Raw genomic sequence first — 26816 nt, 5'->3', positions numbered from 1 at the left:
ACCCTCCACAAAAAACCTTGCGAAAAGCCGAAAAACGACTCACAACAAAATGACGGGACATCCTATAAGGAAGGACGTCCACACAAAAACCCCGACACCCCATGAACCGCGCTAACGGACCCCCAAACAGGGGCGGGCATCGGACTGGCAATCATTGACTCACAAAAAAGTAGTACAAACACGCTCTTGAGTTCTCAAACCACCACCACACCAGCCAAGTGTCTCACCCCAGAGGAGTGGGCCACCGTGGCGGGCAGCAAGAAGTTAATTTACCCGGGAACCCGGAAATGCGCAAATCACGGGACATGCAAAACCAGAGAATCGGCGGATTTCCGCCATTCCCTCGGCGTGTCGCAACATCCTCGATATGCTGTTCTGATACCAGAATATCGTCGATTCGGTTACGGATATGTGACCACAAACGGATGTTCATCGGCGTGTCATCATCGGTTCGTCGTATGAATGGGTTCCGCCGATGTATCCAGTCAGGCACACAGAGGTCCACAGCAATCTGATCGGCGTCTCATTCTTGTGCAGAGCATTCGACGACGACCTCGTCACCTGCAACTAAACGATGCCAAGAAAGCACCAAGCCATATCCGTTTTGTTTCCGCACCTCGCAATCTACAGGCGCTACCTGGTTGCCGCATAACCGGTAGACCAGTAGCACATACGTCTGTCCGCGACTGCAATATCGACCATCAGTTTCCATACGCCGGAGACCACACGCAATTGTCTGAAACTCGAGCACGGCGTTTTGTTTCGCTGGCGTTATCGCTCCGACGTAGCGAATAATACCTGGATTGTTACACGTTTTTCTGAAGCCTGATATGAGAGCAGACTCGGCGTCGAGATACGATTTCGGCTGCCAAACAATCAAGTTAGGTTCAGAACTTGCGCAAATTGTGGTCAATTTGTCTCCAGCGGCGGTTCCAGTTTCGGAATTGCACGATGCTGCCAAAACGAAGCACATCCGAGTAGAGACTGTTCGGCTATCCGGCGGTGGCGCAGCAGGCGTACACAGACAAACACGAGGACGTCCCCTCCTCGAAAAATGCTGTCGCATCGTACACGCTCTCCCACAAATCTCTCAACTCAACTGTTCGAATCGTGCTATTCAAGCGAGTTCCCAGTTCATACTCCGCAGAAAACCGCACGAGTAAATGATTACCTCGCCGATATTCTCGTACAAACAGTCCACTGCGGTTTCAATCCTTTAGACTCTGTACCCACGACAATCTACTGTCTCCGGACAACCCAACGAAAAAAACGATTCCATCTTCAAGCGATGTTCTCGCACGCGTGTTTCACTTAATTGCGTGAGTCCGAGGCAACATTCATTCACCATAGAAGACACAGTTGCATCGTCAACCAGACGATCTAGTTCAGCATGGCATCGTTGTCGATTCCCAAGTGCGATTTGACTGTTCAACGACTGGAATCACGCTCCGGCAACGCACCCTGCTCCGCACTAAGCCTTAGTACAAGCGCGAAAACGGACACCGCCATTCACTTCCAGTATCATTATTCGACTATACAAATCTCAAGTGAAGTTGAATTGCATTCAAAAAAGCGCAAGATACAAGGCATTGCAACAGGATTCGTGACTTACCAAGTCCGCGATGATGAGTCACTTTCCTCAACGAAAGCACAAGACATAAAGCCTTACAACATGCTCTCCCCGTCCCCGGTAGTCTTCCACTGTTCTCTTCAACGAAGATGCAAGGCATAAAGCCATGCAACAATCCTCGGCGGTGCCGTCGACGCCTACATGCCCCCCTTCCTCAACAAAGGTGCAAGGCGCTAAGCCTTGCAACGCGGTAACTCTTGTCCGTCTCGGTCAGGACGACGGCTCCACAACGAAAGTGCAAGGCATAAAGCCTTGCAACACCATTGTCGCGGAACAGGACCTGCACCATGTTGGTTCCTCAACGAAGGTGCAAGGCATTAAACCTTGCAACATCTGCATGTCCTCCCACGCGTGGAACTGCCCGTCTCATCAACAAAGGCGCAAAGCGTTAAGCCTTACAACACGTGTTGTTGTCCACCTCCGGGGTGTTCGGGTTGATTCCTCAACGAAAGTGCAAAGCATAAAACCTTGCAACCAGATGGTTATAATCAGAATCCTGGCGGCCCGAATCCTCAACGCAGGTGCAAGACGCTAAGCCTTGCAACGTCGATCTGGTCCGCGCGTGCGCCGCATTGTGCGACCTTCCTCAACGAAGGTGCAAGGCGCTAAGCCTTGCAACTTCGACCATGCTCACCGGGTCACGGCAGCGCACATACTCCTCAACGAAGGTGCAAGGCGCTAAGCCTTGCAACTCGCCTGTCAGAGGGCGATGTGGTATTCGATGGTCATTCCTCAACGAAGGTGCAAGGCGCTAAGCCTTGCAACGGGGACGGCCTTCGTGTACCCCTTGCGGTGTGTGGCCTTTCCTCAACGAAGGTGCAAGGCGCTAAGCCTTGCAACGACGGCATGGTCGTCTACCCGGGCCAGAAGGTCGATCCTCAACGAAGGTGCAAGGCGCTAAGCCTTGCAACAGCTGGGACTGCTTCGACAGTGCATCCTGCTTGGTCTCTCCTCAACGAAGGTGCAAGGCGCTAAGCCTTGCAACCACACGGGCCGGAGCAAGATCGGTGCTGGTGTTTCCTCAACGAAGGTGCAAGGCGCTAAGCCTTGCAACGCGGCGCAGGCTGGCCGCCAGATGCGTGGCGGGAATTCCTCAACGAAGGTGCAAGGCGCTAAGCCTTGCAACGTTTTACAACCAGCTTGTCAACGTCATTGGACAGCATCCTCAACGAAGGTGCAAGGCGCTAAGCCTTGCAACGTTTTACAACCAGCTTGTCAACGTCATTGGACAGCATCCTCAACGAAGGTGCAAGGCGCTAAGCCTTGCAACTTGATGCATAGTCACGTTGTTTGGCCTGATTGATGCTTCCTCAACGAAGGTGCAAGGCGCTAAGCCTTGCAACAGGGCAGATTGAAGAACCTGCGCATGGTGCTCAGTCCTCAACGAAGGTGCAAGGCGCTAAGCCTTGCACCTGCGACGGATATCGCCCTTGTTCAGGGTGCCACGCTTTCCTCAACGAAGGTGCAAGGCGCTAAGCCTTGCAACCCCGCCGTCCCGAGGTCGCGGTACCCCTGCTCGATTCCTCAACGAAGGTGCAAGGCGCTAAGCCTTGCAACGGAGAGCAGCGTGTACAATAAGCCGATTCCACCGTCCTCAACGAAGGTGCAAGGCGCTAAGCCTTGCAACATGCCACGGAACGCGCGTGGATGCTCGCGTTGGACGATCCTCAACGAAGGTGCAAGGCGCTAAGCCTTGCAACGTGAACGACATGCTCAATGTCGAGCTGCCGTTCGCCGTTCCTCAACGAAGGTGCAAGGCGCTAAGCCTTGCAACTTGCGATTATCGACCGGTTTCGTCGATATTCATCATCCTCAACGAAGGTGCAAGGCGCTAAGCCTTGCAACTAAGCCCCCCCCCCCCGAGCTCGCGGGGCATCAGACTTCCTCAACGAAGGTGCAAGGCGCTAAGCCTTGCAACGGGCAACGTCCTCAAACGCAAGGGCGACCACGACATCTCCTCAACGAAGGTGCAAGGCGCTAAGCCTTGCAACCTGGAATGGGGTTGGCGGCCTCCGCGACCTTGATTCCTCAACGAAGGTGCAAGGCGCTAAGCCTTGCAACTTTTTCTCCCTTCAAATATTTGATACCCGTAGGTATTCCTCAACGAAGGTGCAAGGCGCTAAGCCTTGCAACAGCAGGACTACCTGAAGGACATGCTGTGCGTGCAGTCCTCAACGAAGGTGCAAGGCGCTAAGCCTTGCAACTCGCGCTGATGACCGTCTTCGCGTTCCCGGACCCGTCTCCTCAACGAAGGTGCAAGGCGCTAAGCCTTGCAACATTGCGGTCCTCCATATTCTTGGCGATGTCATCGAATCCTCAACGAAGGTGCAAGGCGCTAAGCCTTGCAACGTCGAAAGCACGGTCGATGGCCGCAAGCCTGTGGGCTCCTCAACGAAGGTGCAAGGCGCTAAGCCTTGCAACTTCCATTTCCTCCTCGGAGGATGGCCTAATTGCATTTCCTCAACGAAGGTGCAAGGCGCTAAGCCTTGCAACGGCTCGCACTTCCAGAATGTATCCGACGAATCGTTCCTCAACGAAGGTGCAAGGCGCTAAGCCTTGCAACCGCTAAGCGGGGTGCCGGGGTTGTCGTTCTGCCAGTTTCCTCAACGAAGGTGCAAGGCGCTAAGCCTTGCAACAGCCATAGTTTAAATGCTTGAGAAATGCACGTCAAGATACGCAAACCGCGAGCGCTCCGATAAAATATGACGTATCGGCAATAAGCAAACCAACGGCATGGTCTCAAACCGCACTAAAACCAATGCGAGCGCTCCACGGTTTTTTCAGGATGATTCAGCGCTCGCACCTAGCTAAGAGCCCCAAGAACCGTAGGTTTACCGCTATTCATTTATCAAGCGACACGATCGCATGCACCTTCGCACACCGATTCTGTTTCAAACCGTCAATCAGATAATTGCCGGAATGGATACATCCTGGTAGCTGCGCTTACCAATGAACGTCATGTCTCTGCGAGCAGTTGCCTTTATTCCCAAAAAGCAGATAAGCACGGAATCGGTCTCCAGATCAATTTCCCCCTCTATCCGCTTCCTAACATCCAAGATTTTGGATGGCCTGACCTCAAGCAGAAACACACTGTGTTGCACACGCTCACCACACGTCATCAATATCTTCGACACATGATTGCGCCGTCGATCATCGATGACATCATATGCGACCAGATAACTTCTCTTCGCTTCAGTCATATGGCACCTCTTATCTGATTCGTATCCCTCGATATCGAGTTTGAGAACCATCGAGATATCCCAAAATCATTCTGGCCTGGATTTCGATGACTCTCCGCCATGAAGCCTTGTACTTAAAGATAGGATGCATGATTTCCGTTGCCATTCGCCGTTCGTATGCGCCGATTAAGGCCTTACGTGTCGGGTCGGTCATACGGACCGAGCCACATGCGTTGACGAATCCTTCGGCTTTAACTTCACCGTTGTTAACTACCGTTTGTACAACGGAATCCGCAACCGGAGCCCGGAACTCCTCCATGAGGTCCAATGCGAGCGCCGGCTTGTTACGTTTACTGCTGTGCAGAAAACCCGCATGGGTATCCAACCCGCACGAAATCAGCGCCCTCACGCAATCAGACAACAGCAACGTATACGCATAGTCAAGCAACGCGTTCAATGCATCCGGAGCAGGCCGACGCATTCGTGTACTCCACGGCCATTCGCCTCGTTTCTCCGGCTTGATAAGACATCCGAATTGGGAGAAATACAGGGATGCCGCTTCTCCTTCCAGCCCTAAGACCTCCTGCCACCGATTCGCGTTACCCAGCTTCCCCTCAATGTTCTTCAGCGATGGTAGAACGATGTTGTCTTTATCGGATCGACGAAGCAGTACACGCTGATTGTGCACCTTCGCGATAATGAATTCCCTCGCCAACCCCAGGCGGCCTTCATGCGAAGCCACATGTTGCTCAATTCGTTGCGCACCATTCGGGCCATAGGATGGCACACTCCATCCATATAAACGTCCGGACCCGCTGCACCACAAAATCGGAATGTCACGCCACATCAGTTCCCGAATCAAACCGCTCGACAAATCCGTATTCCCATGAACCTGTATACCTTGAATGGAATCCAGAGGAACGGACGCAAGTTCCTGCCCGTTTTTATACACAACCATGCGCCCGCCTCGACTGAAAGCCTTTGCTCCGGGAGTGGCCAGATGAGTGACTTGACAATCTGCGGAAACCACGATGTTTCGCCGGGTGACGGCCTTGAGCTTCCGTTCCTCCGGAAGACATATCCCCACATGCGAGCAACGCAAACAGCGCGAATCGTCTTCCAGAGGTTCTGGTGCCGTATCCGAGTTGACCAACTGTCGTACCGATTTCACGGCCTGTTCCGCTTTTTGATAGTCTTCCGGTTTTAAATCAACAGTAATACGGCGGTGATGCGTGGTAAAAAAGATTTCGGTCGAGGTAACGCGGTATCCCATATCCTCCAAACAGGCGGATTGCAATGCGAGCTGCACGCGCATCGATTCCGTGACGGTCATCGATCGTTTGACAGGAGTGGCTTTGTATTCCCTGATGATAAGACCGTCCTTGGTCATCTGCACGGCGTCCAGTCTCCCGCAAACGCCCCATTGCCGATGGCGGACTTCAATGGCGCGAAAAGAATCCGCATCGACAACAGACGGACTCGCCTTATCGACATTGCGATGATCATAAAAGCCTTGGGCCATCTGACTGGATTCGACTCGTTCCCCCACCGATTCCAGCCAAGCTCGTCGCGGGCAGAATATGTAGTTTGCAACCAGACTGATGGGGATAAAATCATCGTCGATATCACAAGCACTATTCGTCATCGTTGCACCGTTTCCGCATCGACGGGATATAGCAGACCTCGTTCAAGCCAACGCTCAGGTGCACTAGGATTATCCGAAACATACTGTCTGAACACCGCACACGAAATAACGCCCTTTTCCTTCAGCCATTGAACTCCATGTTGCGGGAATGAATCGTTGTGCGAAATGCTTCCTTTCAGGGCTCCCGCAGAGATCAATGCCGTGCCGAATTGCAGCAACGACGCGCTACGTATCACAGAGCGATATTTTGCCAATGTCCAATCCATATCGAAAACGGGGAGAATCGCGAATCTACGAAGCCGGGTCATCTGCGTCAGGCCTGCAGTGGTATCGCGAAAACACATGGCGGTATTCACTAAGTGCGGAAATGCGGATACCCCGAACAACGCACACCAGGCTCGAGCATTGTCCGTCTTCATCGGGCGATGCAATCCCGTACCCGTCCTGCTTTGCGGCGAGCCGTTGCCAGCCTCATCCGCCACGGTCTGCCCGGTGAGCCCTTCCATAACTTGTTGCACGGATCGCCGGGCGACCTGCCGGGATAATGGCAATAGTCGACCTCCAACGAATTCCTGCCCTTTATTTCGAGTGACCATCTCCCAACGGGAGGCTCCGTAATCCGCTCGTAGTTCTTTGCCGCTTCTTCCGGACCAATATGACGGCTCGCCTAAAGCACCGACATAACGCCGGTCTCCGACCGTCTGCAACGAATCGATTGCCGCCCACCGATCACGTTGCAGCCGACGCCACCCATCAGGTTCATAGATTCCGCTTAATCGTGGCGAAAGCGTCGCATGCTGAGTGGCTTTCCGCTGCGCATCATCTTTGGTGGTGTAGTCGCCGGCAAAATTCAGCCATGCCGATTGAGCCCAACGCCGTGCATGCCGTCCGACCGCTCCAGCGACGGTCTCGACATCCAGACCATCGCTAGTGGACAGGACGGCCGAGCGCATATCCTTCCACCTCAGGGAACACGTCCGATCCGCTTCGGGCTCATCTTCCAGGATTGCAGCAAGCCCCACCATCATCAAATGGTCAAACGCATCCGTAATATCCGCAGGCAATACGATTTCGCTCATGGTCACCGCCCTTCCTTGGAGGAAGTGATATCAGCCGCACGCAGTATGGCTTCCAGATATGAGACTCCCCAATATCCATACCTTTGACTTGTTCGATCCACCAGACTCTCCCATCCGCCTTCATCGAACAGGTATTGCGCGCACGTCTTTACCCGCTCGCTACATTCTCCTGCCGCGCGAGGAATCAGAAACCCAGCTCCGTGTGCGAACGTGGACCGCCCATGCCCATGCGATGTACCAATCAGACGTTCGACCAGACCGGTATCCACAGGCCGTTTGTCGGACGCATGTTCGTTCCGATCCGCCAAAGCCATATATTCCGCAACGGAACGCTGCTCGTGACGCCACCCGCGCAGCTGATTCCGTTCTCGGAAACTTCTTTCTGCTCGCCATGAGGAAAACACACTTTTCGCCCAATACGGACCATTCCCACGCGCCCGACCACGCCGAAGTAAACGCTGGAAACGTTCATCACGCTTCCCGTCATCATGATGCATTCCCGCAACGAACAACGACTCCACCAGCATCGGATCAAGACCTATCCGTTCCGACAACTCTTTGGCACGCTCAGCCACATGCTGCTGATGTCCCTCCGCGCCATCCAACAGAACGGTTCTTTCAGAGGAAATCTCCTGAGACGCATCATCGCCAAGGATGCTTTCCTTGGTTCTTACGACCACCCATAGATCGTAGTATCTCTCATATTCGCGAGACGAGGTTTTCTTTGTTCGGATATCACGCTCTCCCATATCGCTGAACAAATCGACCAACACGTTGCTTTCCGCGTCCGCGGGCCAGTCATCAGGAAGAGGTTCTTTCATCGCCAGACACCCTGCGGCATGAGTGACGGCCCGCTCTAGTTCTTCGGATCGCCTCAGCGATTCCTCCGCTTCGGAGTCACGTTGTTCACGAAGAGCCTCCCAATTTGCCAACAGCTCATCGGCAATCCGCGATTCCCGATTTTCGGCAAGCATATCAACGCGAATGACGTCGACATCGGATGAACAGTCGTTATACACATCCGCAGCGCGGCCGCCCTTGTCAGGCGAATACATCGCCGCACCGCATGTGTCACTGAACAACTCGGCATATGTATCAACCACCACCACATCGCCGGGCTGTAATGTTTCAATGCTCCGATTAGAGGAATGAGGTCCCAGAACCGTGACCCGCTGTCCTTCGGGGTTTGATATCCGATACAGAAACGCTCGCCGGGGACGGCATTCATGTCGTTCATCGTCCTGCGGGAACACCGATCCCAGAGGCGTGAGAATCCCGTCATCCGATTGCAGATATGCTCGTAGACTGTTCTTTTTCCCGTTAATCTGCTCCCAGGTGCGAACGGGAAACACCTCGCCGTCCACGGGCGGGGCCAGTTCCAGCATACTGGCAGCCACAGCGGAATCTCGAGGCAACAGGCGCGCCACGATGCCAATTTCCGGCGTATCGTCGCCGTCCAGACTATCACGCAGCCACAGGTTGAGATCGGACGGAGATTGATGGAGCTCATCGATGTTCACATCACCGCAAAGGCTTTCGTCCGTATGCGACAGATTCTCCACATCCCACGGTTCCAGCCGTTGATACAGCAGTCGCCGCGCCTGTTCTCCCGGAACGGGATTTCCTTGCAGGACGCCGCGGACAACGGACCATGCGGAAAGATCATTGTCCGAGTCCCCACCATTCGGAAGCGTATTCAGCCAATCAATGGTTTCAGAGCAAGACTCTTTACTGTATGGCCCGCAAACCTTCTTCCAATCGGCATTGCTTGCGCCATCGGCAAGACCGTACACATATACGTGTGCCTCGGGGCGCAATCCACGGCGGTTCACACGCCCGGCGCGCTGGACCAATGAGGTTCCCGGAGCCAATTCCGTTACCAAATCAGCGAAATCCGCGTCCACGCCAACTTCCAAAGTCTGCGTACCGACAATACAGCATGGGATATTGTCGGATTCCGTATCAGCGAAAATCCCACGCAACTGTTCCGCTATCCGCTGCTTCTCGTATGGACGCATCGGCCCGACGAATGTCCTTACGGGACGTTTGGTAACCGTCTTTATCCTTTTCGAAATAGCAGCGGATACCTTTTCCGCTGCCGTCACCGTATTCAGGATGCATCCCACGATACAGGCGTCCCGATCTTCGCCGTGTTCCATGTTCTCCTGAATAAGCGCAGCGCATCGTTCCACAATCGACTGCCGGATCTGCCCTTCCGAGGTCGCAGAGCAGTCCACCGACACCCATTTCGGCGTGCATAAACGCTTTCGCAATGACTCGTCGATAGCAAAATCCGTTTCTTCGACGCCTATGGCACTGAATCCCACGTCGGCGTCACCCCTTGCGACAGGCGTTGCCGTGGTTTCCACAACCTGCAAAGGAGCAACCGAGGCACGAATCGAATCATCCTCCGCCATCGACTCAAGATGATGCACCTGCTGCGCCGTCAACACAAGCTGCCGACTCAAATGCGCTTCATCGGCCACCAATACGGTGTCATAGGCCAACAACCCCGCTTCCAAAGGCCGCATCGCGGCACTGGTGCCATAACCACGGAACAGCAACCGGCTTCCGAACATATCGGGCGTGGCGCAAATCACCGCGCACGTTTGAGGGTAATAACGCCATTCCCTGTTCTCAGGCGACGCAGCCAGACCACCCCGCAACTCGACGACCCTCAACGGCTTGTTCTCGGATGACACGTTTCCGGCACGGTATTCCAGACCACTCCGGAATTCCTTCAACGAAGCCGTATACGCATTATCAGGTTCTTCGCCTCCATTCACGATGACATGTTCAAGGGCTGCCGCCTCTTCGTATTGATCGTCCACCAGGGACCGGCGGCTCACCGTCAACACCAACCGCCGAGGAATACGTCGCAGCGGTACATCCGAAAGCACGTTCGCGTAGGCGTTGCCATTACCGTCGCTCAGCTCCGCATCGGATTCCGACCACTGCTGCAGACCGGCCATGGCGTTCAAGAACACATGAACATCGATCACGCACGTCTTGCCAGCGGCCGTCGGTGCGACGATGCGATCCGGCCAATGACCGTTCCTCGCCACTTCCAGCATCAGCCGGCATTGCCACTGGTAGGGAACACGTACAGCCGTCGAATCCACGTTGCGGTGCGCACAGGCGACGAATTCGTTGAATCGCGCCACCAGATAATCTTCCGCGTTCATGTCAGCCATATCGGCACCTCTTGTCCGTCACAGTCATTCGTACCAAGACAGTTCGCCGGCAAATCCACGGGAAGGAGGAACCCGCCACCGAGATGCCGGCTTTGTCCAATGGCCAGCACGGCCTGATTGAGGTCGCAGACGTCGGATCCGATGGCAATCAGAGCGCTTAGCCCGCGAACCACATTGGACATATGTGCGCGATGGATGTAATCGATCATATTGGGCCTGTGGACAGTTCTGGCATCGAGTACGCGGAATCGCAACGATTCATCCCTTCGGACCCGGTCCACGAACGACCACATCCGTTCCTCATACTTCGACGCCCTGTCATCGGAAAGAAAATGATCGCGCCACACATGCCCCAAAGACAGATACAACGCTTCGCGACTACCCCAATGCCTGCGACCGGCCGGGTCGGGAATCGCGCGGGTTTCGGCGATGGACATCGGGGAAGGAAACCAGAACCTAACGGTACCGGTCGCCGGTGGATTCCAGAATCGAGCGGTATCGATGCGAATCGGTTCACCGAGGCGGACACGTTGGCTATTGCGCGAGAAATACAATGAACGGCCGGCACTGCGCTTACACGTCTCATACAGTTCAATGACTTCATCGTCCGGCATGTGTTCCGGAAGCATCAGCAACAACGCCGGCAAATAATCGACGATCATATCGGGCAGGACATCCGCATATTTGGCCTTTATCCGTTCCGTAAGCAGATGGATGGCGATGTTATTAGCGGGCTGCGGCATTCCGGCATCTTTCTGGTATTTGCCGATCAACGCGGCCGGAGGGTCAATGCCCCATTCCTTGACCAGAAAACGGTGGAGGGCTACGGCCCAGCCCACATACTCGGATTCCGGCGGATTCCACTCATCGGACATCCGTTCCATGGCATCCGGTGTAACCGGAATGAGGATGCCTCTCGGCCAGGGCACCAGGGCCTTCAGATCATGCTTCGGTCGGAGGTATGTGGCGATTCCCACTGTGGAATTCATCGGCGAGGACTGCAGGAGGTTCTGCTCGTCTTCGCGTTCCCTGACCGGCTTCCCGGGGGCAAAGTTATTGCGTGCATATCCGTCATCCAGGTCCTCCAGCCGCCCGCAGCCCGGGTAGGCGAAAACGAGACCATGCGCACGCAATGTCTCGAAACCATCCGATTCGTCACGCAATAACGCGCCGACCAAAGGAAATTGTTCCTCCACGGACACGGAAAGTCGCACCTTCGAACACGCTTCCCCCAGATACGGGACCTCCGCACACAATGCGACCAGTGCCGCAAGGGCCTCGGACGGAGGAATATCCTTCCACTGCCATGTTAGTGGTCTGCCGGCATCGTCGTAATACACGGATACGGCCGCATTGGCGGAAGCGACCTTCGAACGTTTCTTCCCCTTGGTGCTATCGATATACCCTTTGTCGCGGTACACCGTCACATTCGCGGATTCCCCCTCGCTGTCGCTGATAGCAGGAGGCAGATACACCGCATCGGGAGGGTTCCCTTCCAACCACCGGAGGGCCAATTCGATATCGGCGTCATCCAATCCCTCCGCAGAGTGCACTCTTTGCTTTTTGAACTGGAACGTCGTATACGCGGTGGAAACCAAGGCTTTGTACAAACGATCCGCGGAGGGATAACGTTCGGGCACACCACCGGAGTCCCGTCCCTGATAGCAGTTCGCCAGAAATCTGGCGGATATGGAAAGAGGCATGATCACTCCTCGGCGGCGGAGCTGTTGCGCAGCACCTCGGGGTTGCCCACCACTTCGAAGACCTGCCGCTGCCAGTCGATGCCTGCCACGACATGCGCCTGATCGTAGGCCGTCCGGAGCAGAGCCTCCGCCGTCTCAATCGTCAATGGTTCGAGTTCCACATCGTCCTCCCCGAAACGACCATTCAAGATGAACACCGGGGCTTCCTTTTCATTGAGGAAGCAGTTGGCGCGCAGCACCGGATCGGCATTGAAACCGACCATGGAGCGCAGGATCACGGCCGCGATCAGCGCGCGAATCGCGGCATCTCCGTCCTTGCCTTTGCCGAATCGGAATGAACGCAACGTTGCAAAACTCAATACATGAATGCATAACACCCGGCTGACCGCCACGCCATCGAGAACGTCCTTGGACGCGCTGGGAGGAATTGCTCCCAAGCCGATTGACGAACCTTTCCCTTCACGCTCGAATTTGTCCTTTGTGTTTTTACTCAAATCAGCATCGGCTGTGATCTTCTCGCGATCCTTTTTGTTGTCCACGACCACACTCGGTTCCACAGGGTCGACCCTGGCGCCGGCACGATGCACCACCGGATCGCCATCACCTTGTTCCGCCAAGACACCGACGATCTCGCCGCTGAATACCGACGGGATACGCAACTGGTTGCGGCTGCGCGTGGAATCCCAGCCACCGAATGCCACAGTATCCGGAGACAAATCGAACATCGGCATCAGGTTATCCAATGTGGAGTTGCGCGCTGCGATGTACGCTTCGGATTTAGAAGTCGGCTGACCGTCATGAGTGCCCACTCGAATGTGTCCGTCGAACGCTCGATGGGGCAATTCATTGTCAAAGAATCTTTTTTCCCCGGCGTCGGTCTGATAGCTGACGCAAATGCGCGGCATCAGGGACAACAGGCCTTCGTTGTCTTTCATCGCATCGGTGATGGTTTTTTCAAGGCGGTTGGCATGAGACGTTTTCGAATCGATTAACGCGGTTTTCTTTGCGGCGCCATCGATGTACCTGGTTTCGATGACATATGTGGCTGCATTGCCATCGGTGTATTTTGCCGGCGCGATAATGCTTTCAGTCCCCCCGGCGGGCACCATTTCGATCCGCTCGGTAAGGCTGTTCGCACCGCCGATACGCACCGCTTTGTTCAGATCATCCAATGTGAGCGCCCTCATCGCTTATGCCCTTTCGTTCCAAGCACCAAGCCTCTTTACCGGTGCTTAACTTGTGTATGTACTATAGAACTGTTTGCTTGATCAAAGCGGACAGACACGCTTCAAGAACGAAAACCGCAGTTCAACGTCCCCAAGTGCAGCCTAGCCGCAAGTCGGCCGTACAACAAGTATTTTAGATTCCTGACCGACAACGGTTTCATACGGATGCTCTCCTGACTGGAAGCCAAGCGTCCACTCTTGTTTCTGCAGAAATACGGGGTTGACCGCACAACAGTGCGGTCAACCAACCAACGAAGTTGCATGTTTGATACATGCAATAACTGAAAAATCGCACTTCTACACTTCACAATCTTTCCTCAACGAACAGTGCGATATATCGTTGACACGACAAATCGTCGAATCATTTGTTTACTGAAGTAAACAATGAGTCTATCGCGAGAACATACCTAGTACGACAACCAGAATCGTCAGTAAAGCCAGAAACGGCAGTACCGCACTCATTTATTCGCCCCCTTTCAAACGGCAACAATCAGCAGTACCCGAGTTAGCTGCCCTAGCCTCTATACTATCTCATAGTATCTCATACTATCTCCTTCTAACTTCTACAATACACTATCTTGTATCATCATATACTCCTCTCTCCACACGCCCGTTCTTCAGGAAGGACGGGGCGACGACCGGCCGCTATGCGCGGCCCGCATACCCCACATGCGCGAACTCCGGCACCTTGTACCACTTGACCGGGTACCCGGCGCCGTGCGCGCAGAACACCGAATCGGGGGTGTTCTCAAGGTCGGATTCGGGGTCGTAGCGCGCCTCGCGGACCACGCGCTCCTCGTCGTGGCAGGGACGGTAGCCGGCGAATGTGCAGGTCAGGTGGCCGCGGCCGTGCGTGTAGGCGTTGACGTCCATCGCGTAGTCGCGCATCTGGGCGACCGGGCACTCGCCGGTCAGCACCGCGGTGTCGGCGGCGTCTGCCCCGGCACCGCCGGATACGCCGGCCATGCCGGATACGCCGTACCCGGCACCGCCCTGCGTACCGGCTCCGTGGCTGTAACCGGTGCCAGTACCGTAGCCGACACCGGCCCCGCCGCCGGCCGCGCCGTCCTCCCCCATCGCGAACGTACCGCTCATGCGCTGGATGTCCGACATCGCGCGGCCGATCATGTCCTGCGGCACCTCGAGGCGGAACCGGTACCACGGCTCCAGCACCCGGCAGTACCCGCTCCCGGAGGCCATCGCCTCGCGCACGAACCCCGCCTCGGTCTGCCCGGCCGCCGCGTCCGGCCGCCCCGACACCCCGGCGCGCAGCTCCATCAGCCCCTGACGGACCGCGCGGTACGTCGCCTGCCGGAAGTCGCCGCCCTCGGTGTGCTTAAGGTGCGCGCGTCCGGCCACCAGCGTCAGCCTCACGTCCGTCAGCGGCGCGCCGACGAGCACGCCCAGATGGTCCTTCTCTCGCAGATGCGTCATGACGAGCCGCTGCCAGTTGCGGTCGAGCACGTTCTCGCTCAGCTCGCTCGCCACACGCACGCCGCTGCCCGGCTCGCCCGGTTCGATGCGGATATGCGCCTCGGCGTAGTGCCGCAGCGGTTCGAAATGCCCGACGCCTTCGATCGGCGCGGTCACCGTCTCGCGGTACAGGATCCCGCCCGGGCCGAACGCCACGTCCAGGCCGAAGCGGTCGTGCAGCACCTGCTGGATGACCTCCAGCTGCACGGCGCCCATCAGCTGCACGTGCACCTCGCGCAGGAGCTCCTGCCAGACCACGTGCAGCAGCGGGTCCTCGTCCTCGAGCTCGCGCAGCGCGGCGATCACCCGGTGCAGCGTCAGCTCGTCGAATTGCGGGGTCGGCTGGGCCTCGGCACCGGCGCCGCCGTTCGCATCGGAATCGGCCCCGGCACCGTTGCCTGCATCGGTTCCGGCACCGCCGTCGGATGCCGACGACTTCGCCGACGGTTTCGTGGGCTTATCCGGCTTCGCGGACTTCGACGATTTCGTCGCCGCCGCAGCCGTCGACGCGACCGCCGCGGCCCCATCCCCGGCCTTAACCGCATCGGCGTGCGCCGGCAGGACCGTATAGGTCAGCACCGGCTGGATCGCCGGGGATTCGGCGTCGGCCTCGAACCCCAGGCCCTCCCCCGGGAACGTGCGGGTCAGGCCGGTGACCGCGCAGATGCCGCCGGCCGGCACCTCGGCGGCGATGTCGAACTTCGCGCCGTTGTAGAGGCGCACCTGGTCGGCCTTCTCGCGCCAGACGTCGTCCGTCGCGACGCCCGACGACGAAGCGGCGACGGAACCGGCCCGCGACATGCCGGACACGCCGCCCGACGCCCCCTCGTCCGGCATGTCCGGCCCGCCGGACGCGCCCGTGCCGCCCGACGCCTGCGCGCCGTCACGCCCGTTGGTCAGCACGGCCTTGGCCCTGAGCGTCCCGCCGGTGACCTTCAGCCAGGTCAGCCGGTTGTGCTGGGCGTCGTGCGACACCTTATAGATCCGCGCGCCGAATTCCGCGGGCCACTGCGGTTCGCGGACGTAGGCCTCCAGCGTCGCCATGAGATCGTCCACCCCGTCGAGCTTCAGCGCGGAGCCGAAGCATACGGGGAACAGCCGGCGCTCGGCGACCATCGCGCGCAGCCGCGGCAGGCCGATGGAACCGGTGTCGAGGTACTCCTCCATCGCGGATTCGTCCAGTGTGGCGATGTCCTCAAGCATGGGCGCGGGAATGCCGGCGACGGCCGACCGTTCCGCCGCGCCGCCGTCGTCCGCGCGGTCGTCCGATATACGGGCGTCGCCCGCCGCGCTCCCGTCGTCCGCGCCACCGTCCGGAACGGCCCCCGGCGCCGGCAGCGCGAAGACCCCGTCGCCGAACCGCCGCCGCAGCTGGTCGAGCGCGCGCCCCCGGTCCGCGCCGGGCGCATCCATCTTGTTGACGAAGATGAACGTCGGCACCTGGTAGCGGGCGAGCAGCCGCCACAGCGTCTCGGTGTGCCCCTGCACGCCGTCGGTGCCGGAGACGACGAGGATCGCGTAGTCGAGCACGCGCAGCACGCGCTCGGTCTCGGCGGCGAAGTCCACATGGCCGGGGGTGTCGAGCAGGATGAGGTCCAAGTCGCCGCAGCGGACCGACGCCTGGTGCGCGTGAATCGTGATGCCGCGCCGCTTCTCCAACGTTTCGGTATCGAGGAACGCGTCGCCGTGGTCCACCCGGCCGAGCCTGCGGATGCCGCCGGAACGGTAGAGCAGCGCCTCGGACAATGTGGTCTTGCCGGCGTCCACATGCGCCAGGATTCCCGCCACGATCCGTCTGCCCATACCACCGCTCCTCCGCGACCCTCCGGCCTGTTACCGCCACACATCCTACCGCACGAGGCCGCCGCCGGCCCGCGCGCCATCCTGTGCACCGCCCCGTACATCGGCTCACACACCGGCTCATGCGCCGGCCTGCCCGCCCACGGCGAAACCTCGGGCGGACCGCGGCGCCGTCGCATACAATAAGGCCCACCGTATTGTCGTATCCGCAAAGGAGCACCCCGATGCCACGCACCGCCCGGCGATCCGCCGCCGCACCGACGAACCCGATGGAGCTGGTCGCCGACCGCCGCGCGCCCGACGAGGCGGAGGCCCGCCTCCTGCTCGATGCGCTGGCCGCGCGCTTCGCCGACCACCCCGAACGGCACCCCGGCCTCGAGTGGTCCGAGGTGGAGCGTGCGCTGCGCGCCGACCCGGAGGCCATGACGACGCTGCGGCTGATGGAGGGCACCGGCGGCGAGCCGGATGTCGTGGCGCTGGGCGACGGCCGGACCATCATGTTCTGCGACTGCGCGGCGCAGAGCCCGAAGCCGCGCCGGTCGCTGTGCTACGACCGCGCCGCGCTGGAGTCACGCACCAGCCATCCGCCGCTCGGCGACGCCGTGTCGTTCGCGCAGCGGATGGGCGCACGGCTGCCGTCGGCCGACGAGTACCGGCGGCTGCAGGAGCTCGGGGACTTCGACACCACCACGTCCAGCTGGCTGCTCACGCCGGGCGCGATCCGCCGGCAGGGCGGCGCGATCTTCGGCGACAAGCGGTTCGGCGCCACGTTCGTGTATCACAACGGCGCCGACTCGTACTATTCCTCGCGCGGCGTCCGCACCGTGGTGGAGGTGCCCCGCCGCTGAGCGACAGCCGGATGTATCACGTTCCAGCGTCGAAACCGCATGAATGGTCCGCCCGTATGCGCCTCCGGTCGGACCGGCGGCCGGTACAGACGAACGGGACAAACGAACGGGACAAACGAACGGGACAAACGAACGGGACAAACGAACGGGACAAACGAACGGGACAAACGAACGGGACAAACGAACGGGACAAACGAACGGGACAAACGAACGGGACAAACGAACGGGGTGGGATTCGGCGCCATACGGCCGAATCCCACCCCGTTCGTCATGTCATGCCCCGACGTCGGCAAACGCCGGCCGTCGTTCAGGCCTTGGCGACCTCGATGCCGAGCTCGGCGGCCGTCTCGTCGGCCGTGATCTCGAGCGTGGTGGCCAGGGTCTCGCCGGCGATCAGGTCGCGGAACCGCTCGGCCTTCGGCGCGTCGGCGGCCGGAACCGTGAGCCTGAGCACGATGCGGTCGGAGATCTCCAGGCCGGCCTCCTTGCGGGCGTCCTGCACGGAGCGGACGACGTCGCGCGCGTAGCCCTCGGCGATCAGGTCGTCGTCGAGCGCGGTGTCGAGGATCACGAAGCCGCCGGTGGCCAGCGCCGCGGACACGATGGTGTCGGAATCCGACGGGTCGGCCTCCTCGATGCGGTTGATCAGCTCGTACTCGCCCTCCTCGAGCGCGATGTCGCCGTTCGGGGTCTCCACCACCGGCACGCCGGAGGCGTCCACATGCCAGGCGCCGGACTTGGACGCCTTGATCGCGAACTGGACGTCCTTGCGCAGGCGCTTGCCGGCCACGCGGGCGTTCACGCGCAGCTCGTTGATGATCGTCAGCCCGTGCTCGCCGGCCTCGTCGAGCGTGCACAGCTCCACGTCCTTGACGTTGAGCTCGCTCCTGAGGATGTCCTCGTACGCGCGCACGGCGTCCGGGCGCTCGGTGACGACGGTCATGCGGGCCAGCGGCTGGCGCACGCGGATCTGCTCCGCCTTGCGCAGGCTCAGCGACGCGGACACGACCTCGCGCACCTTCTCCATCGCCTCGACGAGCGCCGGGTCGTCGGCCAGCACGCGGCCGAGCTCGGTCGGCTCGCCGTCCCCGCCGACCAGCGCCGGCCAGTCGGTCAGGTGCACGGACTCGCCGCCGGTCAGGCCGCGCCACACGGCCTCGGCCTCCATCGGGGCCAGCGGCGCGAGGACGCGCATGAAGGTCTCCAGCGCGGTGTACAGCGTGTCGAACGCGTGCGCGTCCTCGTTCCAGAAGCGGTCGCGCGTGTTGCGGATGTACCAGTTGGTCAGCACGTCGATGTAGTCGGAGACCGCGTCGCAGGCGTCGGAGATCGCGAACGCGTCCAGCGACCCGGTCACCGACGCGACCAGGCGGCCGGTGCGCGCCAGCAGGTAGCGGTCCATCTCCGGCAGGTCCGCGACCTCGTCCGGCCGCAGCAGGCGGGCCTCGTAGCCGGCGCCCTTGTTCGCGGCGTTGGCGTACAGCGTGAAGAAGTAGTACGAGCTCCACACCGGCAGCATCACCTGGCGCACCGTGTCGCGGATGCCCTCGGAGGTGACGATCAGGTTGCCGCCGCGCAGAATCGGCGAGCTCATCAGGAACCAGCGCATCGCGTCGGAGCCGTACTGGTCGAACACGCCGTTGACGTCCGGGTAGTTGCGCAGGTGCTTCGACATCTTCTGGCCATCGGAGCCGAGCACGATGCCGTGGCAGATCACGTTCCTGAACGCCGGCTTGTCGAACAGCGCGGTGGCCATGATGTGCAGCGTGTAGAACCAGCCGCGGGTCTGGCCGATGTACTCGACGATGTAGTCGCACGGGAAGTGCTGCTCGAAGTATTCCTTGTTCTCGAACGGGTAGTGGAACTGCGCGAAGGGCATCGAGCCGGATTCGAACCAGCAGTCGAGCACGTCGGTGATGCGGTGCATCGTGGATTTGCCGGTCGGGTCGTCCGGGTTCGGCCGGGTCAGGCGGTCGATGTACGGGCGGTGCATGTTGACCTCGCCGTTGTCGTCGCGCGGGTAGTCGCCGAAGTCGCGCTTGAGCTCCTCCAGCGAGCCGTACACGTCGACGCGCGGGTACTTCGGATCGTCCGAGACCCACACCGGGATCGGCGAGCCCCAGAAGCGGTTGCGGGAGATCGACCAGTCGCGGGCGTTGGCGAGCCACTTGCCGAACTGGCCGTCCTTGACGTTGCCCGGGATCCAGTTGATCTGCTGGTTGAGCTCGAGCAGGCGCTCCTTGATCTTGGTCACGGAGACGAACCAGCTGGAGACCGGCTTGTAGATCAGCGGGGTCGCGCAGCGCCAGCAGTGCGGGTAGGAATGCACGTAGCTCTTCTCCTGGAACAGGATCGCGCGGTGCTCCTCGGGCACGGCGGCCAGCGGGCCGTCGCCGGCGCGTAGGTTGCGCAGGATCGGCAGGTTGGCGTCGAACACGTACAGGCCCTCGTAGTCGGGGCACAGCGACGTGAACTTGCAGCCGGCGTCGAGCACGTCCACGGACCTGATGTCGTGGGCGTTGAGCGTGTTCATGTCGTCCTCGCCGTAGGGGGCCTGGTGGACCAGACCGGTGCCCTCGGTGGTGTCGACGTAGTCGGCGGTGAGGATCTGGTAGGCGTTCGGGCCGGGGGTGCCGCCCTCGGCGAGCGCGTCGTCGCCCGCGAAGTACGGGAAGACCGGCCAGTAGCGCCAGCCGACCATGTCGGAGCCCTTGAGCTCGCGCACCACCTCGTAGCCCTCGCCGAGCTCCTTGGCGTACGAGCCGAGCAGCGCCTTGGCGAAGTAGAACTTCTTGCCGGCGAACCTGCCCTCGACCGGCTTGACCTCCACGTAGTCGATGTCCGCGCCGACGACGATCGCGAAGTTGGTCGGCACGGTCCACGGAGTGGTGGTCCAGAACACCGCGTAGGCGTCCTCCTCGTCCCTGAGCCTGACGGCGACGGAGACGGTGGTGTCCTGACGGTCCTGGTAGACGTCCGCGTCCATGCGCAGCTCGTGCGCGCTCAGCGGCGTCTGGTCCTTCGGGCAGTACGGCAGCACGCGGTAGCCCTGGTAGGCCAGGCCCTTGTCGTACAGCTGCTTGAACGCCCACATCACCGACTCCATGTACGGGATGTTCAGCGTCTTGTAACCGTGCTCGAAGTCGACCCAGCGGGCCTGGCGGTGCACGTAGTCCTGCCACTCGTTCGTGTACTTGAGCACCGAGGCGCGGCAGGCGTCGTTGAACTTGGCGATGCCCATCTGCTCGATCTGGTCGACGGACTCGATGCCGAGCTCCTTCTGCGCCTCGAGCTCCGCGGGCAGGCCGTGCGTGTCCCAGCCGAACACGCGGTTGACCTTGTGGCCCTTCATCGTCTGGTAACGCGGGATGACATCCTTGGCGTAGCCGGTGAGCAGGTGGCCGTAGTGCGGCAGGCCGTTGGCGAACGGCGGGCCGTCGAAGAACACGAACTCGTTCTGGCTGTGGTCGCCGCTCGGGCGGCGCTCGATGGACTTCTGGAAGGTGTCGTCCTTGTCCCAGTAGTCAAGGACGGATTCCTCAAGCCGCGGGAAGCTCGGGTTCGGAGCGACGTTCGCGCTCTGCTCGCCGGCCGCGGCCTTGGGGTACACATGGGAATTGGTGGTCTCGCTCACCGTTGGTCTCCTCGTGCAGGTCTTGCCGTTGTTCTTTCTGCCTCACGAGGACGACGACCGCCCGGCTCGCGTCCGCCTCGGCCGTCCGGCCCTCTCCGGGACCGGTGCGACCGCCGCATCCGCTCGCCGCGGCTGCCACCGCGGTACCACCTCGCTTGCCGCGCGCCGGACCGGGCCTCCGGTTCGTTCCGTCATCCGAAACGACTCCGGCGTGCCCGCCGCGCGACCGCTCGACGTTCGGCTGTGTCGGGCCGATCCCGTCGGTTCTACTAGGCCCTCCGGCCGTTCTTCCGATGGCTCCCCGCTGATAACGGATCATCGCCGTGCAACGCCGCCCATCTTATCACCGGCGTCCGGACGTAGGCGCCACCCCGCCGGAGAACGCACGTCCCATGGGACGGGACGCGCGTTTCCCGGACGGGCCGCCGCCGGGATGGACCGGCGAACGGGATCACATCTCCCTGACCATGATCAGGAACTCGTAGACGCCACCGTTGGAGTCGCGCTCTACGGTCTCCCGGTCGCGGAATCCGCAGGAACGGTACACCTTGATGGCCCGCTGGTTGAAAGGACGCCACGCTCATGACCAGCCTGTCGAACCGATAATGCTCCTCTATGAACTCCACGATGCGTCCGACGAAGCGCCGGCCCATGCCCTTGCCGCACATGTCCGGTCTCATGCCGAGACCGATTTCGATCGACCGGTCTTCCTTGACGACGCAGAAGAACCCGATCAGCCGGTCGTTCTCCCACACCTCGTAGTGGTCGTTCCGGTTCCGCAGATCCTCGTCGACGAATTCCTCGTAGTCCTCCACGTCGGCGGTCATGTCATAGAAGGCATATTCGCCGTCGTACTTCCACTCGTCCGCAATCTCCAACGCATGCTCCTGCGTCAGCGGCTTGATCACCAAATCCATGAATCGTCTTTCTTTTCGGTGCCGCAACGCCCGATTCCGCGAACATCGCGCATCCAAGGGCCGTGGGATGCACGGGATTCAGCGGGCGGGGCCTAGCGGCGGACCATCTTGAACATTCCGGGACCGTCCCACGCGCAGGGACGTTCCTCGAAACCCCTTTTCACGTAGAACGGAAGCGCCTCCTTCGTGCTGATCAGCTCCAGGCTGACGGCCCACCCCGGGTCGATGCGCTCCCTGATGCACCCCTCCAGCCGCTCCATCAACAGGGTCCCCACACCCCGGGCCTGATATTCCGGGATCACCGCGAAGTCCTTGATGTAGAACGACATGCCGCCGTCGCCGATCAGCCGCACCATCCCGACCGGCCGTTCGCCGTCATAGGCGGTGAACGTCGCCGTCGTGTTGCGCAGCGCCTCGCCGACCTGTTCGAGGCACGGCGCCTCCCAGCCGACCGAGGTGTACAGCGCCAGGAACAGCTCCGGCGTCAATGTGTTGATGCTTACGTCCATGCCAATCCCCAATCACGGGGCCGACCGCCCCGATACATATACGGATGTCAATCGAATATCACGGATATCAATCGGCTGCGCCGCGGCGCATCATCGACGCACGCGGCGCCGACGACGGCGGAAGACGCCGCGCCGGCCGTTCAGGCACTACAGTGTGCCTACCCGTTTATTTCCACATGCCTCCATGCTACAGCCGCTCCGCGACGACGCGGCCGCGGCGGAGCCATGAACGCCGCGCCGCCATCCGGTTCCGTGCACCCGAAGCGCTACGGCGCAGACGGATCGTTGACCTTCAAGATTCGCGTGTCAGCGGTGTGCCGTCGATTATCGTTCCATGAAACGCTGCGTGCGCCATCATGCGACGACGAAGGTCGCGCATTGGCGCTGTGTTATCGACTGCCATTCAGCAGCCGATAACACAGTCCACATACGAGTCCCGCCGCACACCACCGCACACTGCCAGTTACCGCACGCCGCACGCCGCCGCACGCCGGCAGTCGCCACGCCCGCCCCTGACAACACGCGAGGGGAGGCACCCGTCGATACGGGTGCCTCCCCTTGCTGTCGGTGCGTGCCGAGGCGCGGAGCGACCGGGCCGAACAGCCGGACCGGGCGCCGGACGGCCGCCGACGGCGGATGCGGCGCGCGTCACGCGGGCGTCGCCATGCGCCCCGCGTCCCGGCGCCCGGCCGCCGGCTCAGCGGACCGTCACTTGGCGGTCGCCTTGCGGTAGGCCTCGACCAGGTCGGCGGCCAGCCTGCGGCCCTCGTCGCCCAGGATGACGCCCAGGCCGTTGAGCGGCATGCTGCGCAGGAACATGGTCATCAGCGCGCTGGCCTGGATGATCGGATGGCCGGCCTCGGCCTCCATGTCGGCCAGCACATGCTGCAGGATCGGGGCGCCGATCGGGTCGTCGAGCCACTCGCCGTAGGTCGACCACTCGTCGAGGTCCATGATCTTGCCGTCGTCGTCGATCTCCACGGTCACGGTGTCGGCGATGTCGCGCGAGGAGACGCCGACCTCGATCGCGTACGAGCCGCCCTCGACGTGCCAGTCGTCGAAGGTCTCGGACCAGTAGGCGAACGCGCGCTCGTCCAGTTCGATCTCGACGGCCTTCGACTCGCCCGGCTCCAGCCGGACCTTGGCGAAGCCCTTGAGCTCGTGCACCGGGCGGGCGACCTTCGCCTTCGGCGGGGCGACGTATACCTGCACGGTCTCGGCGCCGGCGACCTTCGAGGTGTTGGTCACGGTCGCGCTCACGCGCACGGCCCGCGGGCCGGTCTTCTCGGCCGTCACGCCGTCGATCGCGAACGTGGCGTAGGACAGGCCGTAGCCGAACGGGTAGGTGACGGCCTTGCCGAAGGTGTCGTAGTAGCGGTAGCCGACGAACACGCCCTCGCCGTAGTCGACGTGGCCCTCCTCGCCCGGCCAGTTCACCATGCTCGGGTCGTCGTTGATGTCGTCGATGATGGTCTGCGACAGCTTGCCGGACGGGGACACCTTGCCGAAGATCACGTCGGCGAGCGCCGCGCCGCCGGCCTGGCCAAGCAGCCAGGTCTCGAGCACGGCCTTGGCCTTGCCCCGCCACGGCAGGGAGACGACCGAGCCGTTCGACAGCACGACGACGACGTTCTCGTTCGCCGCGGCCACGGCCTCGAGCAGGTCGATCTGCTTGGCCGGGATCGACAGGGTCTCGCGGTCGAAGCCCTCGGACTCGTACTCGGCGGGCAGGCCGAGGAACAGCAGCACGGTGTCGGCGCCCTCGGCGGCCTTCACGGCCTGCTCGGTCAGGGCCGGGTCCTGCTCGGCGCCGTCGAGCGTGAAGCCGGGCGCGAAGTCGGCCTTGATGCCCTCGGCCTCGAGCGCGTCGAGGAAGCTGGTGAGCCTGGTGGGGTTGATCAGCGAGGAGCCGGCGCCCTGGTAGCGCGGCGTGCGGGCGAACTCGCCGATGACGGCGACCTTGGCGCCCTTGGCGACCGGCAGGATGCCGCCCTCGTTCTTGAGCAGCACCATCGATTCGACGGCGGCCTGGCGGGCGATCGCGTCATGGGCGTCCACGTCGTAGCGGTACCCCTCGATGCTCATGGCCGGACGGGCCTTGTCGACCAGGTCGATCATGCCCTGGGCCATCTCGTCGAGCTGCTTGGGGGTGATGCGGCCGTCGAGCGCCGCCCTGACGATCTGGTCGTCGGTGCCGCTCGGCGGCATCTCGAGGTTCAGGCCGGCGTTCAGCGAGGCGACGCGGTCGTGCACGGCGCCCCAGTCGGACATGACGATGCCCTCGAAGCCCCATTCGCCGCGCAGCACGTCGGTGAGCAGCCAGCGGTTCTGCGAGGAGTGCACGCCGTTGATCCGGTTGTACGAGCACATGACGGTCCACGGCTGGGCGGTCTTGACGATGTGTTCGAAGGCCGGGAGGTAGATCTCGCGCAGCGCGCGCCGGGAGACGGTGGCGCTGATGCGCAGGCGGTCGGTCTCCTGGTTGTTGGCGGCGAAGTGCTTGAGCGAGGTGCCGACGCCCTTGGACTGCACGCCCTTGACGACGCCGACGGCCTCGTGTCCGGCGAGGTACGGGTCCTCGCTCCAGTACTCGAAGCAGCGGCCGCCGAGCGGGTTGCGCTTGATGTTCACGCCGGGGCCGAGGATGACGGCGACCTTCTCCTGGATGCACTCCTCGCCCATCGCCTCGCCGACGCGCTCGATGAGCTCGGGGTTCCACGAGCTGGACAGGCCGGCGGCCGGCGGGAAGCAGGTGGCCGGCACGTTCTGCTCGACGTCCATCGACTCGGTGTTCTGGGCCTTGCGCAGGCCGTGGGGGCCGTCGGTGATCGTGTAGTTCGGCAGGCCCTTGGCCTCGACGTTGCCCAGGCTCCACGGATTGGTGCCGCTGGTCAGCGCGGCCTTCTCCTCGACGGTCAGGTCCTTGACGGACGGGTAGTCGCTCATCGTTGTTCGCTCCTTATAATCGTCATCGATTTCGGCCGGCCGGGTGGGCGCCGCCTCGCGTCGCTTACCAACCGGTTGGTAGGCAATTATGATACCGGCGTTCCGCCGATCGCGCAACCATGTCGCCGCGTCGCGGGGCCGGGTGGTACACGTTCGCATCGGCGAGCGCGCGCGACGCCCGCGCGGCGCCCCGTGCGTCCTATGATAGGGTCACGAACGGTGCGGTCCGAGCCCCGGCCCGCACGACCGCCGCACCATCGAAGGAGCCGACATGCCTCACCGCGACCCGGACCGTCTGAGCCAGATCGAACGCGTCACCGCGGAGCTGTTCGGCAAATCGGGGTACTACGCCACCTCGCTGCAGTCCATCGCCGACATGGTGGGCATCACCAAGGCGGGGCTGCTGCACTACGTGGGCAGCAAGGACAACCTGCTCACCATGGTGATGCGCGACTACGACGTCGAGGGCATGGCGGCGACGGGGCTGACGGCGGAGGGATTCGCGGCGGACGGCCCCGACGCCCCCGCAACGGACGCCCCGGCGACGGACGATTCCCCCGACGCGGCGACGGATGCAGATACGGCAGATGCGGATACGACGGATGCGGACGCAGGCGACGGCACGGATGCCGGCGCGGCGCCCCGCGGCGGGGAGCCGGCGGGAAGCCGGTCGGTGCCGGAATACTTCCGCCAGCTGGTGGAGACCAACGCCAGGCGGCCGGAATTCGTCCGGCTGTTCACGATGCTGAACACGGAGACGCTGAACCCCGACCATCCGGCGCACGCCTACTTCCGCGAGCGCGAGGCGATGCTCGAGCGCGAGGCCGCCGACCCGCGCTGGCGCATCCCCGAGGGCGTGGACGGACAGGCGGCCATCATGGCGGCGTTCCTGGCGATGGACGGCATCCAGATCACCTGGCTGCGCGAGCCGGGGCGCGACCTGGTCGCCATGTGGCGGCGCATCGAGCCCGCGCTCTTCCCGCCGCAGATCTGGGGCGAGGCCGAATAGCGACAGCGGGCGTCCGGCCGGCCA

Annotated in this window: 13 protein-coding genes and 1 CRISPR repeat array; of the genes, 2 read left to right on the top strand and 11 right to left on the bottom strand. The window is 61.3% G+C overall.

The window, feature by feature from the left end; genetic code table 11:
• Positions 1-1853: 1853 nt before the first annotated feature.
• A CRISPR array of direct repeats spans positions 1854-4266; the repeat unit is 36 nt; unit sequence TCCTCAACGAAGGTGCAAGGCGCTAAGCCTTGCAAC.
• A 267-nt stretch (positions 4267-4533) separates the two neighbouring features.
• The 7 genes from cas2 to KIH73_RS06930 form a co-directional block, all read right to left on the bottom strand.
• Entirely contained in the window at positions 4534-4830 is a 297-nt protein-coding gene (gene cas2, locus KIH73_RS06965) for a CRISPR-associated endonuclease Cas2 (protein WP_219081933.1), read from the bottom strand.
• A gap of 10 nt (positions 4831-4840) precedes the next feature.
• Positions 4841-6454, bottom strand: a complete 1614-nt coding sequence (cas1, locus tag KIH73_RS06960; protein ID WP_219081931.1) for a CRISPR-associated endonuclease Cas1 — start codon at positions 6452-6454, stop codon at positions 4841-4843.
• On the bottom strand, positions 6451-7533 hold the full coding sequence (locus tag KIH73_RS06955; protein ID WP_219081929.1) for a hypothetical protein: 1083 nt from the start codon (positions 7531-7533) through the stop codon (positions 6451-6453). Before KIH73_RS06955 ends, cas1 begins: the two co-directional genes overlap by 4 nt.
• 2 nt (positions 7534-7535) lie before the next feature.
• A complete protein-coding gene (cas3g, locus tag KIH73_RS06950; protein WP_219081927.1) occupies positions 7536-10727 on the bottom strand; it encodes a type I-G CRISPR-associated helicase/endonuclease Cas3g in 3192 nt (1063 codons plus the stop codon).
• Positions 10715-12430 carry a type I-G CRISPR-associated protein Csb2 gene (gene csb2 / locus KIH73_RS06945; RefSeq protein ID WP_219081925.1) on the bottom strand — a complete coding sequence of 572 codons (1716 nt, stop codon included), beginning with the start codon at positions 12428-12430 and terminating at the stop codon, positions 10715-10717. Before csb2 ends, cas3g begins: the two co-directional genes overlap by 13 nt.
• Positions 12431-12432: 2 nt before the next feature.
• Positions 12433-13602 (bottom strand): type I-G CRISPR-associated RAMP protein Csb1/Cas7g, encoded by a 1170-nt coding sequence (gene cas7g, locus KIH73_RS06940; protein WP_236022642.1) that lies wholly within the window; start codon positions 13600-13602, stop codon positions 12433-12435.
• A gap of 699 nt (positions 13603-14301) precedes the next feature.
• Positions 14302-16932: an elongation factor G gene (locus KIH73_RS06930; RefSeq protein WP_236022641.1), complete on the bottom strand. Its 2631-nt coding sequence runs from the start codon at positions 16930-16932 to the stop codon at positions 14302-14304.
• Positions 16933-17153: 221 nt separating this feature from the next.
• Between KIH73_RS06930 and KIH73_RS06925 the strand changes: the two genes are divergently transcribed.
• Positions 17154-17777 (top strand): DUF4256 domain-containing protein, encoded by a 624-nt coding sequence (locus tag KIH73_RS06925; RefSeq protein WP_219081921.1) that lies wholly within the window; start codon positions 17154-17156, stop codon positions 17775-17777.
• A 307-nt stretch (positions 17778-18084) separates the two neighbouring features.
• Here KIH73_RS06925 and ileS read toward each other — a convergent pair whose 3' ends face one another.
• The 4 genes from ileS to KIH73_RS06905 all read right to left on the bottom strand — a co-directional run bounded on the left by ileS (position 18085) and on the right by KIH73_RS06905 (position 25783).
• Positions 18085-21411 carry a mupirocin-resistant isoleucine--tRNA ligase gene (gene ileS / locus KIH73_RS06920; RefSeq protein WP_219081918.1) on the bottom strand — a complete coding sequence of 1109 codons (3327 nt, stop codon included), beginning with the start codon at positions 21409-21411 and terminating at the stop codon, positions 18085-18087.
• A 269-nt stretch (positions 21412-21680) separates the two neighbouring features.
• On the bottom strand, positions 21681-22328 hold the full coding sequence (locus KIH73_RS06915; RefSeq protein ID WP_219081916.1) for a GNAT family N-acetyltransferase: 648 nt from the start codon (positions 22326-22328) through the stop codon (positions 21681-21683).
• 92 nt (positions 22329-22420) lie between these two features.
• Positions 22421-22837, bottom strand: coding sequence for a GNAT family N-acetyltransferase (locus KIH73_RS06910; protein ID WP_219081914.1), 417 nt, complete (start codon positions 22835-22837; stop codon positions 22421-22423).
• 708 nt (positions 22838-23545) lie between these two features.
• Complete coding sequence (locus KIH73_RS06905; RefSeq protein ID WP_219081912.1) at positions 23546-25783, bottom strand: exo-alpha-(1->6)-L-arabinopyranosidase; 2238 nt, start codon at positions 25781-25783, stop codon at positions 23546-23548.
• A gap of 271 nt (positions 25784-26054) precedes the next feature.
• Here KIH73_RS06905 and KIH73_RS06900 point away from each other — a divergent pair, with 271 nt between their 5' ends.
• Positions 26055-26792 (top strand): TetR/AcrR family transcriptional regulator, encoded by a 738-nt coding sequence (locus tag KIH73_RS06900; RefSeq protein ID WP_219081910.1) that lies wholly within the window; start codon positions 26055-26057, stop codon positions 26790-26792.
• Positions 26793-26816: the final 24 nt, after the last annotated feature.

The organism is Bifidobacterium phasiani, assembly GCF_019331775.1.
Classification (GTDB): domain Bacteria; phylum Actinomycetota; class Actinomycetes; order Actinomycetales; family Bifidobacteriaceae; genus Bifidobacterium; species Bifidobacterium phasiani.
This window is presented reverse-complemented; position numbering and strand designations above follow the sequence as displayed.